Source organism: Paraburkholderia fungorum (assembly GCF_902833645.1).
GTDB lineage: Bacteria > Pseudomonadota > Gammaproteobacteria > Burkholderiales > Burkholderiaceae > Paraburkholderia > Paraburkholderia fungorum.
In genome coordinates this window covers 56,744-72,999 of the sequence record NZ_CADFGE010000014.1, presented here as the reverse complement: position 1 = coordinate 72,999, position 16,256 = coordinate 56,744, and the positions used below count along the sequence as shown (strand labels likewise).

Here is a 16,256-nt window from a genome sequence, read left to right as displayed (position 1 = left end):
TTGGAGAACCCGATGTCCGTCCGGGCGATTCGCGGCCCACCACGAGGCAGGCCGCGCAACAACAGTTGCCCGTATTATTCCACCGCCTTCACCATATCTTCGATCACCTTCTTCGCGTCGCCGAACACCATCATCGTCTTGTCCATGTAGAACAGGTCGTTGTCGAGACCGGCGTAACCCGCTGCCATCGAACGCTTGTTCACGATGACCGTGCGCGCCTTGTACGCCTCGATGATCGGCATGCCCGCGATCGGCGACTTCGGATCGTTCTTCGCCGCCGGATTCACCACATCGTTCGCACCGAGCACCAGCACCACGTCCACCTGACCGAACTCGCCGTTGATGTCGTCCATTTCGTAGACCATGTCGTAGGGCACTTCGGCTTCCGCGAGCAGCACGTTCATGTGCCCCGGCATGCGCCCGGCCACCGGGTGAATCGCGTACTTCACCTCGATGCCCTTTTCGACCAGCTTGTCGGTGAGTTCCTTCAGCGCATGCTGCGCACGCGCCACCGCCAGCCCGTAACCCGGCACGATCACTACGGTTTCGGCATTGCCGAGCATGAACGACGCATCGTCGGCGGAACCCGATTTCACCGGACGCTGCTCGGCCGCGCCACCCGCCGCCGCCGCGCCCGCCTCGTTGCCGAAGCCGCCGAGAATCACGTTGAAGAACGAGCGGTTCATCGCGCGGCACATGATGTACGACAGGATCGCACCCGACGAACCCACCAGCGAGCCCGCGATGATCAGCATCGGATTGTTCAGCGAGAAGCCAATGCCTGCCGCCGCCCAGCCCGAATACGAGTTCAGCATCGACACCACCACCGGCATATCCGCGCCGCCGATCGGGATGATGATCAGCACGCCGAGCACGAACGCGATCAACGTCATGATGATGAACGGCAGCCACGACTGCGTGAGAAAGAAGATCACGCCGAAGCCGAGCATCCCGATCGCAAGGAACAGGTTGATCAGGTGCTGCCCGGCGTAAACCACCGGTGCGCCCTGGAACAGCCGGAACTTGTACTTGCCCGACAGCTTGCCGAACGCAATCACCGATCCCGAGAACGTGATTGCGCCGACGAACGTGCCGATAAACAGTTCGATCCGGTTACCGTAAGGCAGGAAACCCGGCAGCGTATTCTCCGGATCGACCAGACCGAAGGCCGCCGGCTCCGACACCACCGCGTAGGCAATACACACGGCCGCCAGACCGATCAGCGAGTGCATCGCCGCAACCAGTTCCGGCATCTTGGTCATCTCGACGCGCGCCGCGACGAACGCGCCAATCGCGCCGCCGATCACCAGCGCGACCAGCAGCAGGCCGAGCCCGAGGCCAAGATTCGAGCCGAGCGCGTTCGCCTGTTTGACGATCAGCGCGATGGTCGTGAGGATCGCAATCGCCATCCCGACCATACCGAACGTATTGCCCGTGCGCGCCGTCTTCGGATTCGACAGCCCCTTGAGCGCCTGAATGAAACAGACCGACGCGACCAGATAAAGCAGCGTGACGACGTTCAGACTCATTACGCGTTCTCCTTGGCGGTCTTATCGGCGATCAGCTTCTTCGGCTCTTTCTTGCGGAACATTTCCAGCATTCGCCTCGTCACGAGAAATCCGCCGAACACGTTCACCGCCGCAAGCGCGACGGCCAGCGTGCCGAAGAACTTGCCGGTGTCGCCCACGGTGAGGCCTGCCGCCAGCATCGCGCCGACGATCACGATCGCCGAGATCGCGTTGGTCACCGCCATCAGCGGCGTATGCAGCGCGGGCGTGACGTTCCAGACGACGTGGTAGCCGACGTAGATCGCCAGCACGAAGATGATCAGGTTGATGACGGTGTGGTTGATGACTTCCATCGCCGCTCTCCTATGTATTGATTCGATGTCGGCCGGAGTTGGCGCTTTAGCTCTCGATCAGCGTTGGCGCTTACTTCGGTCCCATGTAATTCATTTCTCAGGTCTTGCGCGTGACTTCGCCGTCGCGGGCCAGCAGCGTGGCAGCGACGATGTCATCCGCGAGATCGATGTTCAGGGCGCCTTCCTTGCTGATGATCAGCTTCAGGAAGTCGAGCAGGTTGCGTGCGTAGAGCGACGACGCGTCGGCGGGCACCATCGAGGCGAGATTCGTATAACCGAGGATCGTCACTCCATGCTTCACGACAACCTGGTCCGCTTCAGTCAGCGGGCAGTTGCCGCCGCGCCGGCCTTCGTACTCGGCGCCGCGTCCAGCGGCCAGGTCGACCAGCACGGAGCCCGGTTTCATCGCCTGCACGGTTTCCACCGAGATCAGCGTCGGTGCGGCGCGGCCTGGGATCAGGGCGGTCGAGATCACCACGTCGGCCTGTTTCGCTCGTTCGTGCACCAGCGCGGATTGACGCGTGAGCCACGAAGGCGGCATCGGCCGCGCGTAGCCGCCGACGCCCTGCGCGGCTTCGCGCTCTTCATCGGTTTCGTACGGCACATCGAGGAATTTGGCGCCGAGGGATTCGATCTGCTCCTTGACCGCGGGCCGCACGTCGGAGGCTTCGATGACCGCGCCCAGGCGCTTGGCGGTCGCGATGGCCTGCAATCCGGCCACACCCGCGCCGAGTATCAGCACACGGGCCGCTTTTACGGTACCGGCTGCCGTCATCAGCATCGGCATGAAGCGCGGATAGAGCGTGGCGGCCAGCAGCACCGCCTTGTAGCCCGCAATGTTCGCCTGCGAGCTCAGTACGTCGAGGCTCTGCGCACGGGTGGTTCTTGGCGCGGCTTCGAGTGCGAACGCGGTCACGCCGGCAGCCGCCAGCTTTGATGAGTTTTCGGCATTAAACGGATCGAGCATGCCGACCAGCGTCGCGCCGCGCTTCAGAAGCGGCAGTTCGGCGTCGGTCGGAGACTGGACCTTCAGAACGAGATCGGCCCCAAAGGCGGTCGCGGCGTCGACAATTTCCGCGCCGGCGGCCGCAAAGGCTTCGTCAGGAAAGCTCGCGCCGGTGCCGGCGCCGCTCTGGATCGTGACCCGGTGGCCCTGGGTCACATATTTCTTGACCGCTTCGGGCGTCGCGGCGACGCGGGTTTCGTGCGCGCGCGTCTCGGCTGGCACTCCGATGTGCATCTTTTTTCCTCCTCGACTTCCTGTTTTACGACAGAGCTGCCGACGAGGCACGCCGGCTTGCAAGTGCAACGGCTAACGGCGTCACTTTAACCGAAACCTGGGGGTGTGCAGAAATCGGGGACAATCCGGGGGTCGCGGCCCGACGGGCGCCTTGCAGGATGCCGGCCGTGGGCTACCGGTCATGCTGCTCATGCCGCTTGCGCGTGAGTGGCCAGTCGCCCGCCGCCGGTCGCCCGCTGCCGGTCGCCCGCTGCCGGTCGCCCGCTTCCCGGCAGCCCAGGCCTATAAACGGTAAAATGCGCACCCATGAAACCGGAAACCTGGCTGCCGCACGTTACCGTTGCGGCGATTGTCGAGCGTGATGGGCGTTTTCTCGTCGTCGAGGAACATACCGCCGACGGCCTGCGCCTGAATCAACCCGCCGGCCACCTGGAAGCGGGCGAAACGCTGGTGGAAGCGGTCATCCGCGAGACGCTCGAGGAAACCGCGCATCCTTTCACGCCCGAGGCGCTAGTCGGCATGTATATGACGCATTTCGAGCGGCCCGGCAGTGAGGGCGTGACGTATCTGCGCTTCACCTATTGCGGCACGAGTGGCAGAGCGGTTGCAAAGCGCGCCCTCGATCCCGACATTGCCCGCACGCTGTGGATGAGCGCCGACGAATTGCGCGCCTGCCCTGAACGGCATCGCACGCCGCTCGTCATGCAATGTCTCGACGACTACCTCGCGGGGCGGCGTTTCCCGCTTGATTTCGTGCACACGCATTCGGTCGGGCGCAAACAGGCAGAGTAAGCAGGCAGCAACAGACGTCCCAAGGTCTAACCCGTCAAGCAAGCCGGATCCGTCACGAGCGGCCAGGCAGGCGGGCGAGTAACACGGTCAACCCACGATCCATGAAGTCACGCAGTACCCAGTGAGCACCTTATGAGCAAGCAGAAAGTCGTAGTAGGCATGTCAGGCGGCGTCGATTCGTCCGTTACCGCGTGGCTGCTGAAGGAACAGGGCTACGACGTGGTCGGCCTGTTCATGAAAAACTGGGAAGACGACGATGACAGCGAGTACTGTTCGACCCGGCAGGACTGGATCGACGTCGTCTCGGTGGCGGACCTGATCGGCATCGACGTCGAAGCGGTCAACTTCGCCGCCGAATACAAAGACCGCGTGTTCGCCGAATTCCTGCGCGAGTATTCGGCCGGACGCACGCCGAATCCCGACGTGCTGTGCAACGCCGAAATCAAATTCAAAGCCTTCCTCGATCACGCCATGTCGCTTGGCGCGGAAACCATCGCGACCGGCCACTATGCGCGCGTGCGAGAGAACAATGGCCGCTTCGAATTGCTGAAGGCCTTCGATCATACGAAGGACCAGTCGTATTTCCTGCATCGGCTAAACCAGGCGCAATTGTCGAAGACGCTGTTTCCGCTCGGCGAGATTCCCAAGACGAAAGTGCGCGAGATCGCCGAACAGATCGCGCTGCCGAATGCGAAGAAGAAGGATTCGACCGGCATCTGCTTTATCGGCGAACGGCCGTTCCGCGATTTCCTGAACCGCTATCTGCCGACCAAACCGGGCCCGATGAAAACCCCCGACGGCAAAGTGATCGGCGAACACATCGGCCTCGCGTTCTACACGTTCGGGCAACGCAAGGGCATCGGCCTTGGCGGCAGTAAGGACGGCAGCGGCGAGCCGTGGTTCGTTGCCGGCAAGGACATTGCGTCGAATACGCTGTATGTCGTCCAAGGCCATGACCATCCGTGGCTGCTGAGTCATACGTTGAGCGCGGGCAATACGAGCTGGGTCGCGGGTGAACCGCCGGCTGAAGGTTTCGCATGCGGCGCGAAAACCCGCTATCGGCAAGCGGATGCACCGTGCACCTTCAGCGCGGCCGGTGTCGGCGAAGGCCTCTTCGAACTGAATTTCGACGCCGCTCAATGGGCTGTCACACCGGGGCAATCCGCGGTGCTCTACGATGGCGACGTGTGTCTCGGCGGCGGCATCATCGAACACGCTGTGACCGGGCAACCAACCGTGCGCGAGGCGCAACAGGCAGTGTTGCTGACCGCCCGTTGACCTGCGGGTTTGAGCCAGCTTCCCTTGAGCCGGCTTCCCTTGCACCAGCTTCCCAATAACAAGCAGTCGTTCGTTTCCCTTCGCGGCTGATTCCGCCTGCGCCGAGCGCGTCGACGATCCCTCCGCGACGATCCCCACTGCACTGGAGTCCCCATGCTTTCTCGACGTTATCTGGCAATGTGGTGCGCAGTCATTCTGCTCGCAGCCTGTGCGGTGCTCGCTGCGGCGCATCACATTTCGTGGTTCTGGATCATCGTGCCGGTGGCGCTCGTCGCGCTGGGTTTGTTCGATCTGACGCAGCAACGCCATGCGATTCTGCGCAACTATCCGCTGTGGGGCCACTTCCGCTTTCTCTTCGAATTCATCCGCCCGGAAATCCGCCAGTATTTCGTCGAGGACGACACCGACGAGAAACCGTTCTCTCGCGCGCAACGCAGCATCGTCTATCAGCGTGCGAAGAACGACGTCGATAGCCGCCCGTACGGCACCGAACTCGATGTCAAAGCCGTCGCGCACGAATGGATCAGCCACTCGCTCGCGCCGACCACGATCGCCAGCCACGACTTCCGTATCGTCGTCGGGCCCGACCGTGCGCAGCCTTATTCGATGTCGATCTTCAACGTCTCCGCGATGAGCTTCGGTTCGTTGTCGGCGAACGCGATCATGGCGCTGAACCTCGGCGCGAAGAAAGGCAACTTCGCGCACGACACGGGCGAAGGTTCGATGTCGAAATACCACCGCGAGCATGGCGGCGACATCATCTGGGAAATCGCTTCGAGTTACTTCGGCTGCCGCAACGACGACGGCACCTTCAGCGCGGAGAAGTTCGCGAAGCAGGCCGCCGAGCCGCAAGTGAAGATGATCGAAGTGAAGCTCTCGCAAGGTGCGAAGCCCGGTCACGGCGGCGTGCTGCCGGCCGCCAAGATCACACCCGAGATCGCGGAAACGCGCGGCGTGCCGATGGGCCGCGATTGCATCTCGCCCGCCACCCACGCCGAATTCTCATCGCCGCGCGGCCTGCTCGAATTCGTCGACCGCTTGCGCACACTGTCCGGTGGCAAGCCGACCGGCTTCAAGCTGTGCATCGGGCATCCGTGGGAATTCTTCGGCATAGCGAAAGCGATGCTGGAAACGGGCATTCTGCCGGACTTCATCGTGGTCGACGGCGCGGAAGGCGGCACGGGTGCGGCGCCGCTGGAGTTCACCGACCACGTCGGCGTGCCGTTGCAGGAAGGCTTGCTGCTGGTGCACAACACGCTGGTCGGCATTGGTTTGCGTCAGCGCATCCGCATCGGCGCAAGCGGCAAGATGATCACCGCGTTCGACATCACGAAGACGCTGGCGATCGGCGCGGATTGGGTCAACGCGGCGCGTGGCTTCATGTTCGCGGTCGGTTGTATTCAGGCGCAGACCTGCCACACCGGCCGCTGCCCGACGGGCGTCGCGACGCAAGACCCGGTGCGCCAACGTGCGCTGGTCGTGCCGGACAAGGCCGATCGCGTGTTCAACTTCCATCACAACACGTTGCATGCGCTGAAGGAAATCATTCAGGCCGCGGGGCTCAAGCATCCGGCGGAGCTGCGCGCGCATCACATCGTGCGGCGTGTGTCGTCGCATGAGGTGCAGTTGATGTCCGAACTGCTGAAGTATCTCGATCCGAACGACCTGCTGAACGGCAACTATCGCTACACGCTGTACGAGAAATATTGGCCTATGGCGCAAAGCGATTCGTTTGCGCCGAAGATTGAACTGGCCGCGACGTAGGCCGGTTGTGACGGCGGTGGGTTCTTATTGAACCGATCGCCGTCTGATTCTTAAGTTTTGGCGGGGATTTCTTTCAGAAAAATAAGAATCCTTAGGAACCCGTCTTATATACAACTGCTGCGACGGATCGTACATTGGCGGGTCTTCTGCACCCGCTTAATGTTCATGCTCACATCCTCTTATGCTCCGCTGCCGCTTGCCGCTCATACGCAACTCGTCCAGACCCGGCACGGCTGGATGCTTGCCAATCCCAACGACTTCTATCTAGGCCGGGCGCTCATCGAATACGGAGAGTGCTGCGAGTTGGAGTCCGCCGTGCTGCGACAGTTACTGGTGCAGCCGGGGATCGTTGTGGAAGTCGGCGCGAATATCGGCGTGCATACCGTCATGCTGGCTCACGAGGCGCTGGCGCGACGCCAGGTGCTGGTTGCATTCGAGCCGCAGCCGGTGATCTTTCAGAACCTCTGTGCGAATCTCGCGGCCAATGGTTTGCGTAACGTGCTGGCCTGGCCGTATGCATGCGGGGCGAGTGCGGGCACACTGCATTTTTCGCGGCCCGACTACGACGCGCCGGGCAACTTTGGCGCCGTGTCGATGCAGACCGAGGCTGCGGCAAACACGATTCCGGTTCCGTGCGTCCGGCTTGACGATGTGCTGCGCTCGCATACGGTCGGCTTGCTGAAGCTCGATGTGGAGGGCTTCGAGTTAAGCGCGCTGCAAGGGGCGGAGGAAACCATCGCCCGCTCGCGGCCGGTGATTTACGTGGAGAACGACCAGCGCGATCGTTCGCAGGCGTTGATCGAGTGGCTGTGGTCGAAGGACTATCGGATGTGGTGGCATTTGCCGCCTTTATTCAATCTTGGGAATTTCTTTGGGCGCGCGGAGAATATTTACGACAGTGTGGTGTCGTGCAATATGCTCGCTCTGCCGCGGGAACTGGAGATGGAGATCGAGGGGTTTGAGGAGGTGACGGATTCGTCAGTGCATATGTTGGTGGGTGGGAGTGGCTAACCGCGAAACACCTCCCACGAACACGAACCACAACCGGCCGCCGAAAGCGGCCTTTTTTCGTTTGGGGAACACTTCAGTTCCCGTCAGACCCCGCAAAACGGACACCCCCCTCCCTTTCCGTTAAAATCTATGGTTTAGCACTTCGCTCCACGGTCAGCCCGCGCGCTCCGGCGTTTGCGGCGCGGCCCTATGCCCGAAAGGCACTTCATGCTCACGTTTCAGCAAATCATCCTGACACTGCAGTCCTACTGGGATAAGCAGGGTTGCGCGTTGCTCCAGCCGATCGACATGGAAGTCGGCGCGGGCACGTCCCACGTCCATACCTTCCTGCGCGCAATCGGTCCGGAACCGTGGCGCGCCGCCTATGTTCAGCCGTCGCGCCGCCCGAAAGATGGCCGCTACGGCGAGAACCCGAACCGCTTGCAGCATTACTACCAATACCAGGTGGTGCTCAAGCCGGCGCCGGAAAACATCCTCGATCTGTACCTCGGCTCGTTGGAGGCCCTCGGCTTCGATCTGAAGCAGAACGACGTGCGCTTCGTCGAGGACGATTGGGAAAACCCCACGCTCGGCGCCTGGGGCCTCGGCTGGGAAGTGTGGCTGAACGGCATGGAAGTGACCCAGTTCACCTACTTCCAGCAGGTCGGCGGGCTGGATTGCAAGCCGGTGCTCGGCGAAATCACCTACGGCCTGGAACGTCTCGCGATGTACCTGCAGAAGGTGGAAAACGTCTACGACCTAGTCTGGACCGAATGGGAAGAGCAGGGCCCGAACGGCCCGGAACTGCGTCGCCTGACTTACGGCGACGTGTACCACCAGAACGAAGTCGAACAGTCGACCTACAACTTCGAGCACGCGAACGTCGATCTGCTGTTCACGTTCTTCAACAGCTACGAAGCGGAAGCCAAGCGCATGATCGAAGCGCAGATCGCGCTGCCCGCTTATGAACTGGTGCTGAAGGCCGGCCACACGTTCAACCTGCTCGACGCCCGCGGGGCAATCTCCGTCACGGAACGTGCGGCCTATATCGGCCGGATCCGCGCGCTGTCACGTCTGGTCGCGCAGGCTTACTACGAATCGCGCGAAAAGCTCGGTTTCCCGATGCTCGGCAATCCGGTGCACGGCGTGCCAGGCCTCACGACCGACGAACAGGATGCAGCCAAGCCCGCATGGGCACCTCCGCTGAAAATCGAACGCAAGATCGATCCGGACTGACGAGAACATCAAGAAATGACTCAACCCCATCAAGCTACCCTGCTCGTCGAGCTGCTGACCGAAGAACTGCCGCCGAAAGCGCTCGCGCGCCTCGGTGACGCGTTCGCCGAAGGCATTGCGCAGCGCCTCGCGGCGCGCGACCTGATCGAAGGCGAACTGTCGTTCGAACGTTACGCCACGCCGCGCCGTCTCGCCGTCACCATCAAGAACGTACGTGCGGTCGCGCCGGAAAAACACGTGCGCGAAAAAGTGCTGCCGGTTTCGGTCGCGCTCGATAAAGACGGCCAGCCCACCGCGCCGCTCGCCAAGAAACTGGCCGCGCTCGGCTTCCCCGACTTCTCGGTGAACGACCTGGAACGCGCGCAGGACGGCAAGGCCGAAGCCTTCTTCCTGCGCTACGCCGCGCCGGGCGCCACGCTCGTCGAAGGCCTGCAAAGCGCGCTCAACGAAACGCTCGCCAAGCTGCCGATCCCGAAGGTGATGACGTATCAGCGCCCGGACGGCACCAACGTGCAGTTCGTGCGTCCGGTGCATCGCCTGACCACCCTGCACGGCGACCAGGTCGTGCCGGTCACGGCGCTCGGTATCGACGCCGACGACACCACGCTCGGCCATCGCTTCCTGTCCGAAGGCCTCGTGCAGATCCAGCACGCGGACTCGTACGCCGATACGCTGTTGCACAAGGGCCGCGTGGTCGCGAATTTCGCCGACCGCAAGGAAACCATCCGCACGCATCTGCTCGCGCAAGCCGACGGCGACCAGGTCGTGATGCCCGAATCGCTGCTGGATGAAGTGAATTCGCTGGTCGAATGGCCGGTGGTCTACGCCTGCCGTTTCGAGGACGAGTTCCTGCAAGTACCGCAGGAATGCCTGATCCTGACCATGCAGACGAACCAGAAATACTTCGCGTTGACGGATGCGAACGGCAAGCTGCGCTCGCGCTTCCTGATCGTGTCGAACATCGAAACGAAGACGCCGGGCGATATCGTCGAAGGTAACGAACGCGTGGTGCGTCCGCGTCTGGCCGATGCGAAGTTCTTCTTCGAGCAGGACAAGAAGAAGCCGCTCGCCGAGCGCGTCCCGCTGCTCGCCAATGTCGTCTATCACAACAAGCTGGGTTCGGCGCTGCAACGCGTCGAGCGCGTCGAAGCGCTGGCGGGTGCAATCGCCTCGTTGATCGGTGCGGATGTCGGACTGGCAAAGCGCGCCGCGCGCCTCTCGAAGGCCGACCTGATCACCGACATGGTGGGCGAGTTCCCCGAGTTGCAAGGCACGATGGGCACGTACTACGCGCGCCACGACGGCGAGCCGGAAGAAGTCGCGCTGGCCTGCTCGGAACACTATCAGCCGCGTTTCTCCGGCGATGCATTGCCCGCCACGGCAACCGGCACCGTCGTCGCGCTTGCCGACAAGCTCGAAACGCTGGTCGGCATCTGGGGCATCGGCCTGCAACCGACCGGCGAGAAAGACCCGTTCGCGCTGCGCCGTCATGCGCTGGGCGTGCTGCGGATTCTGGTCGAGAAGCAATTGCCGGTCGATCTGATCGAACTGTTGCGCACCGCTTACGCGCAATTTGCCGCCGTGCCGGGTGTCGCCGATTCGACGCAGGCAATTTACGAATTCAGCATGGACCGCCTGCGCGGTCTGCTGCGCGAACGCGGCTACGCGCCGGGCGAAATCGACGCGGTGCTGGCACTGAACCCGACGCGCTTCGACGACATCGTCGCGCGTCTGGATGCGGTGCGCGAGTTCGCGGCGCTGCCGGAAGCGGCCTCGCTCGCGGCGGCCAACAAGCGCATTTCGAACATCCTGAAGAAGTCGGAAGGCTCGGTCACCGGCGGTGTGCTGGTCACGCTGCTGACCGAAGCGGCGGAAAAAGCCTTGCATGCGCAACTGGAGCAGGTCGCACCGCGCGTGCAATCGCAACTCGCCGTGCGCGACTACACCGGCGCGCTGACCGCGCTCGCCGCATTGCGCGAACCGGTCGATACGTTCTTCAACGACGTGATGGTCAACGCCGAAGATCCGGCGTTGCGCGCCAACCGTCTGGCTTTGCTCGGCGCGCTGCATCAGCAGATGAATTGCGTCGCCGACATTTCCCGACTCGCCGCCTGAGCCCCGCGCCATGCCGACCAAAAAAGTGGTGATCCTCGACCGCGACGGCGTGATCAACGTCGATTCCGACGCGTTCATCAAGTCGCCGGACGAATGGGTCGCCCTGCCCGGCTCGCTAGAAGCGATCGCGCGGCTCAACCAGGCGGGTTATCGCATTGCGGTCGCGACCAACCAGTCGGGCATCGGCCGCGGTCTCTTCGACATGAACGCGCTCAATGCGATGCATCTGAAAATGCATCGCATGGCGGCGGCAGTCGGCGGGCGTATCGACGCAGTGTTCTTCTGCCCGCATACGGCGCAGGATCACTGCGAATGTCGCAAGCCAAAGCCCGGTATGCTGAAGATGATCGCCGAACGTTTCGAAGTCGATCCGCAGCATACGCCGGTGGTCGGCGACGCGATGCGTGACCTGGAAGCGGGCGCGTCGCTCGGACATCCAACCCACCTGGTGCTGACCGGCAAGGGCCGCAAAACGCTCCAGGCCGGCGGACTGCCCGAAGGCACGCGCGTGCATGACGACCTGCGGGCGTTCGCGCTCGACTTCCTTTCCGACGCTCAAGAGTGACTCGCACCACGCGCGTCCCCAACCCTCACAGACCACGCCGATGCGCTTCATTCGTTCCCTGCTGCTCCTGATCTATTTCGTGCTCTTCACGGTGCCGTATGCAACCGCGTGCTTCATCGCGTTTCCGTTCATGCGCGCCGACAGCCGCTACTGGATGGCAGCCGGCTGGTGCCGCGCCACGCTGCGCACGGTGCGCTGGCTGAACGGCATCCGCTACAGGATCGAAGGCTTCGAGAATCTGCCCGACGGTCCGGCCGTGCTGCTGTCCAAGCATCAATCGGCGTGGGAAACGCTGGCGTTTCCGGCGCTGATGCCGCGGCCGCTGTGCTACGTGTTCAAGCGCGAGCTGCTGTACGTGCCGTTCTTCGGCTGGGCGCTCGGCATGTTGAAGATGGTTCACATCGACCGCAAGGAAGGCAAGTACGCGTTCGAATCAGTCATCAGGCAAGGCAAGCAGCGCATGGCGGAAGGCGCCTGGGTCATCATGTTTCCGGAAGGCACCCGTACGCCCACCGGCAAGCAGGGCAAGTACAAAACCGGCGGCGCGCGTTTCGCGATTGCCACCGGCGCACCCGTCGTGCCGATCGCGCACAACGCCGGGCGCGTGTGGCCGCGTAACTCGTTTCTCAAATATGCGGGTATAGTCACAGTGTCGATCGGCAAGCCGATTGACACGACGGGGCTCACGCCCGATGAAGTGAACACGCGCGTCGAACAATGGATCGAAGCAGAAATGCGTCGCATCGATCCTACTGCGTACCGCGCGGCGGATAGCAGTTCCGCCGCCGCACCAATCTGACGCGCCCGCGCCCTCGAAGGCGCATTTGCGCGAAGCCGAATCCGATGCAGAAGTCTCCTACGTCGCAGCCCGCTGTGGCGCTCGATAACCGGCAGCTCGATCTCCCGCTCTTCGCCGAGCCGGGGTCGACGTCGTCGTCCCCAACACCCTCCGCTCCGTCCGCGGGTTCGCAAGGCGGGCAGCAACCGGCCGTGCCGCTCGCACCGGATGGTACCAAGCTGCGCAGTATCACCATCGGTTCGCGCACGCTGCACTATGTGCTCAAGCGCTCGGCCCGCCGTTCGATCGGGTTTGCAATCGACAGCACCGGCCTGATGATTACCGCACCACGTTGGGTCACGCTCGCCGATATCGAAACCGCGATCACCGAAAAGCAGCGCTGGATCTTCACGAAGCTGATCGAGTGGCAAACGCGTGTCGAACAACGCGCGCTGCCCAAGGTCGACTGGAAAGACGGTGCCGAAGTGCCGTATCTCGGCCAGCCGGTGCGTGTGAAGCTCGGCTCGCCGCAAGGCACGCTCGCGTTCAATGCGGATGAAGCCGCGTTGCAGGTTCCACTGCCGTTGCAAGCCGATCCGCAGCAGATCAAGGATCGCGTGCAAGGCTGGCTGCAGGGCGAAGCAAAACGTCTGTTCGGCGAGCGCCTCGCGATCTACGCGGAAAAGCTGGGTGTCAACTATCGTGCGTATGCGCTCTCTTCAGCGGCCACCCGTTGGGGCAGTTGTTCAAGCGACGGCAAGATCCGCCTGAACTGGCGGCTGATTCACTTTCCGTTGTCGATCATCGACTACGTCGTGGCGCACGAACTCGCGCATCTGCGGGAGATGAATCACAGTCCCCGCTTCTGGCAGACGGTCGAATCGATTTTTCCGGAATTCCGCGAAGCGCGGCAGACGTTGAAGTCGCATCCGCCGGAATTATTGCCGACGCTTTAGAACCTTCGGGCTTTCTTCGGCACAAAGCCGCGAAACCTCAAAAAGCCGGTGCCTCAGCCCAAAGCCGACGCACCGGCGTTCCAAAACCCGCCACTTACTCCGTGCAGAAGGTTTCCTGCAGGTGACGCCACATCACCTTGCCGTGTGCGTCGAGTTCCAGCACCGCTGTCGAGCGTCGCACGTTCGCATTGCCCGCGCTGTCGCGTTGATACTCGCGATATTTCACCACCGCGCCCGACGGATACTCGGCGACGATTTCCATATCGCGGATAGTGATCTGCGAGCCGGGACGCGCGCCGCTCAGCTTCGTGAAAGTCGCGCGCAGACCCGCGTGGTCGAGTACGAGACCGGACGGCATGACCAGCGTGAACTGCGGGGCAAAGCGCGCCATGATGCGTTCCAGCGCGCCGTGATCCGCGGAGCCGTCAAACAGCGCCTGAATTTCGACGTGAATGTCGGCAAGTTCGTTGAAGTAGGGATTGCTGTTATTCATCGCTTGTCCTCGCCCTGCCGCTTAAGTCATTTTTTCTTCTGGATGAACTCGATCTTGTAGCCATCCGGATCTTCGACGAAAGCGATCACGGTAGTGCCGTGCTTCATCGGGCCGGCTTCGCGCACGACCTTGCCGCCTTGCGCCTTGATCTTGTCGCACGCTGCATAGGCGTCTTCCACTTCAACCGCGAGGTGGCCAAAGCCGTTGCCGAGGTCGTACGACGGCGTGTCCCAGTTATGTGTCAGTTCGAGAACGGTACCGCTGCGTTCGTCTTCATAGCCGACAAACGCCAGCGTGAATTTACCTTCCGGATAATCCTCGCGGCGCAGCAATTTCATGCCGAGCAGGTCGGTGTAAAAAGCAATCGAACGGTCCAGGTCGCCGACCCGGAGCATGGTGTGAAGCAGGCGCATCGTGTACTCCCTAGTGCGTGGTGTCGAGAACAAGAATGTACCCGGAATTACGCCACGCTGCAGGGAGCCTCAACGTTGCAGCATGTCGGACACCCAAGTCAGGACACACGACACGCCCGTTTTCAGCCCGCGCTTTTCACCTCGTCGCGCAATACGCGCCGCAAAATCTTCCCGACGTTAGTCTTTGGCAGTTCGCTGCGAAACTCGATGATTTTGGGGCGCTTGTAACCCGTCAGTTGCTCCTTGCAGAAGGCGAGAATCTCCGCTTCGGTGAGCGCCGGGTCTTTCTTGACCACATAAAGCTTCACCACCTCACCCGCCTCGGCGTCCGGCACGCCGACCGCGACCACTTCGAACACGCCCGGATGCTTCGCCACCACGTCCTCGATTTCGTTCGGATAGACGTTGAAGCCCGACACCAGAATCATGTCTTTCTTGCGATCGACGATTTTCACAAAACCTTCTTCCGTCATCAGGCCAATGTCACCAGATTTGAAGAAGCCATCCGGCGTCATCACCTTCGCGGTTTCATCGGGACGGTTCCAATAGCCGGCCATCACCTGCGGTCCGCGAATGCAGATTTCGCCGCGCTCGCCGAGCGGCACTTCGCGACCGGCGTCGTCGCGAATCGAAATATCCGTGGACGGCAACGGCAAGCCGACGGTCCCGGTGAATGCGGTGGACGTCGGCAGATTGGTGGTGGCGCACGGCGAGGTTTCCGAGAGCCCATAACCTTCGACGATCGGCACGCCAGTCAGCGCTTGCCAGCGTTGCGCAACGGCTTGCTGCACCGCCATGCCGCCGCCGTTCGATTGCACCAGCTTCGAGAAGTCGAGCGTCTTGAAGTCAGGTTCGTTCAGCAGCGCGTTGTACATCGTGTTCACGCCGGGGAACGAGTTGAGCGCGAAGCCTTGCAAGGCTTTGATCATCCCGGGCAGATCGCGCGGATTCGGAATCAGGATGCCCAGGCCGCCGCAACGCATCGTCAGCAAACCGCAGATCGTCAGCCCGAAGATGTGATAAAGCGGCAGCGCGACGACCGTGATGTACTGCTTGATATCGCTGCGCTCGCGATAAACCGGCTCGCGCCACAACGCCGATTGCAGCACGTTGGCGATCAGATTGCCATGCAGCAACGTGGCGCCTTTCGAAACGCCGGTCGTGCCGCCGGTATATTGGAGCACGGCCACATCGTTTTGCGTGAGCGCGACCGGCGTGAAGCCCGCCTCCGCACCACGGGCAATTGCATCGTCCAGCGCGATACACGAAGCTGGCGGCACATCGCCCGCAATCACGGGGCTCCCCGCACCGAGCATCTCGCCGATCGAAGTCAGCACAACATGCCTGACCGACGTACGCGCCTGCACCGCCTCAAGCGTCTTCGCGAACGTATCGAGCAGCACGATTGCCTGCGCGCCGCTATCGATCAACTGATGCTCCAGCTCTCGCGGCGTATACAGCGGATTGACGTTCACCACCACGTAGCCCGCGCGCAGAATGGCTGCCATGGCCACCGGATACTGCAGCACGTTCGGCAGCATCACAGCGATACGCGCGCCCCGCGCAAGACCCAGCCGTTGAAACCACGCAGCAAGATCACGCGACTTCGCATCCAGTTCGCCGTAGGTCAGCTCGCGCCCCATGCAGACGAACGCGCGCGCGGCCGCGTGCGCCGCGAAACTCTGCTCCAGCATGTCGCCAACGGAGCTGAACTGTGTAGCGTCGATCTCCGCCGGGACGCCCGGCGGGTAGGACTTCAACCATATCTTTTCCAA

At 62.3% G+C, this 16,256-nt stretch carries 15 protein-coding genes; 9 read left to right on the top strand and 6 right to left on the bottom strand.

Going from position 1 to position 16,256, the window contains the following annotated elements:
* Window positions 1-74: 74 nt before the first annotated feature.
* The 3 genes from HWX91_RS32960 to HWX91_RS32950 form a co-directional block, all read right to left on the bottom strand.
* A complete protein-coding gene (locus HWX91_RS32960) occupies window positions 75-1,529 on the bottom strand; it encodes an NAD(P)(+) transhydrogenase (Re/Si-specific) subunit beta (protein ID WP_028198873.1) in 1,455 nt (484 codons plus the stop codon).
* Window positions 1,529-1,861 (bottom strand): NAD(P) transhydrogenase subunit alpha part 2, encoded by a 333-nt coding sequence (locus tag HWX91_RS32955; RefSeq protein WP_028198874.1) that lies wholly within the window; start codon window positions 1,859-1,861, stop codon window positions 1,529-1,531. The genes HWX91_RS32960 and HWX91_RS32955 overlap by 1 nt, the downstream gene beginning before the upstream one ends.
* 97 nt (window positions 1,862-1,958) lie before the next feature.
* Window positions 1,959-3,101, bottom strand: coding sequence for a Re/Si-specific NAD(P)(+) transhydrogenase subunit alpha (locus tag HWX91_RS32950; RefSeq protein WP_028198875.1), 1,143 nt, complete (start codon window positions 3,099-3,101; stop codon window positions 1,959-1,961).
* A gap of 306 nt (window positions 3,102-3,407) precedes the next feature.
* Between HWX91_RS32950 and HWX91_RS32945 the strand changes: the two genes are divergently transcribed.
* The 9 genes from HWX91_RS32945 to HWX91_RS32905 all read left to right on the top strand — a co-directional run bounded on the left by HWX91_RS32945 (window position 3,408) and on the right by HWX91_RS32905 (window position 13,575).
* Complete coding sequence (locus tag HWX91_RS32945) at window positions 3,408-3,893, top strand: NUDIX hydrolase (RefSeq protein WP_028198876.1); 486 nt, start codon at window positions 3,408-3,410, stop codon at window positions 3,891-3,893.
* Window positions 3,894-4,025: 132 nt separating this feature from the next.
* On the top strand, window positions 4,026-5,171 hold the full coding sequence (gene mnmA, locus HWX91_RS32940) for a tRNA 2-thiouridine(34) synthase MnmA (protein WP_028198877.1): 1,146 nt from the start codon (window positions 4,026-4,028) through the stop codon (window positions 5,169-5,171).
* Window positions 5,172-5,324: 153 nt separating this feature from the next.
* Window positions 5,325-6,935, top strand: a complete 1,611-nt coding sequence (locus HWX91_RS32935; protein ID WP_028198878.1) for an FMN-binding glutamate synthase family protein — start codon at window positions 5,325-5,327, stop codon at window positions 6,933-6,935.
* 165 nt (window positions 6,936-7,100) lie between these two features.
* Complete coding sequence (locus HWX91_RS32930) at window positions 7,101-7,946, top strand: FkbM family methyltransferase (protein ID WP_208459052.1); 846 nt, start codon at window positions 7,101-7,103, stop codon at window positions 7,944-7,946.
* Window positions 7,947-8,153: 207 nt separating this feature from the next.
* Window positions 8,154-9,161: a glycine--tRNA ligase subunit alpha gene (gene glyQ, locus HWX91_RS32925; RefSeq protein WP_081833198.1), complete on the top strand. Its 1,008-nt coding sequence runs from the start codon at window positions 8,154-8,156 to the stop codon at window positions 9,159-9,161.
* 15 nt (window positions 9,162-9,176) lie between these two features.
* Window positions 9,177-11,276: a glycine--tRNA ligase subunit beta gene (glyS, locus tag HWX91_RS32920; protein ID WP_028198879.1), complete on the top strand. Its 2,100-nt coding sequence runs from the start codon at window positions 9,177-9,179 to the stop codon at window positions 11,274-11,276.
* A 10-nt stretch (window positions 11,277-11,286) separates the two neighbouring features.
* Window positions 11,287-11,841 carry a D-glycero-beta-D-manno-heptose 1,7-bisphosphate 7-phosphatase gene (gene gmhB, locus HWX91_RS32915; RefSeq protein WP_028198880.1) on the top strand — a complete coding sequence of 185 codons (555 nt, stop codon included), beginning with the start codon at window positions 11,287-11,289 and terminating at the stop codon, window positions 11,839-11,841.
* A gap of 40 nt (window positions 11,842-11,881) precedes the next feature.
* Complete coding sequence (locus HWX91_RS32910; RefSeq protein WP_028198881.1) at window positions 11,882-12,640, top strand: lysophospholipid acyltransferase family protein; 759 nt, start codon at window positions 11,882-11,884, stop codon at window positions 12,638-12,640.
* A 44-nt stretch (window positions 12,641-12,684) separates the two neighbouring features.
* Complete coding sequence (locus tag HWX91_RS32905; protein ID WP_028198882.1) at window positions 12,685-13,575, top strand: M48 family metallopeptidase; 891 nt, start codon at window positions 12,685-12,687, stop codon at window positions 13,573-13,575.
* Between the two features lie 94 nt (window positions 13,576-13,669).
* Here HWX91_RS32905 and HWX91_RS32900 read toward each other — a convergent pair whose 3' ends face one another.
* From HWX91_RS32900 to HWX91_RS32890, 3 genes are all read right to left on the bottom strand, one after another.
* The gene (locus tag HWX91_RS32900) at window positions 13,670-14,068 is read right to left on the bottom strand and encodes a DUF4440 domain-containing protein (protein ID WP_028198883.1); all 399 of its coding nucleotides are present in this window, start codon (window positions 14,066-14,068) and stop codon (window positions 13,670-13,672) included.
* A gap of 26 nt (window positions 14,069-14,094) precedes the next feature.
* Window positions 14,095-14,481, bottom strand: a complete 387-nt coding sequence (gene gloA, locus HWX91_RS32895) for a lactoylglutathione lyase (RefSeq protein WP_028198884.1) — start codon at window positions 14,479-14,481, stop codon at window positions 14,095-14,097.
* Between the two features lie 122 nt (window positions 14,482-14,603).
* The gene (locus HWX91_RS32890) at window positions 14,604-16,256 is read right to left on the bottom strand and encodes a long-chain-fatty-acid--CoA ligase (RefSeq protein WP_028198885.1); all 1,653 of its coding nucleotides are present in this window, start codon (window positions 16,254-16,256) and stop codon (window positions 14,604-14,606) included.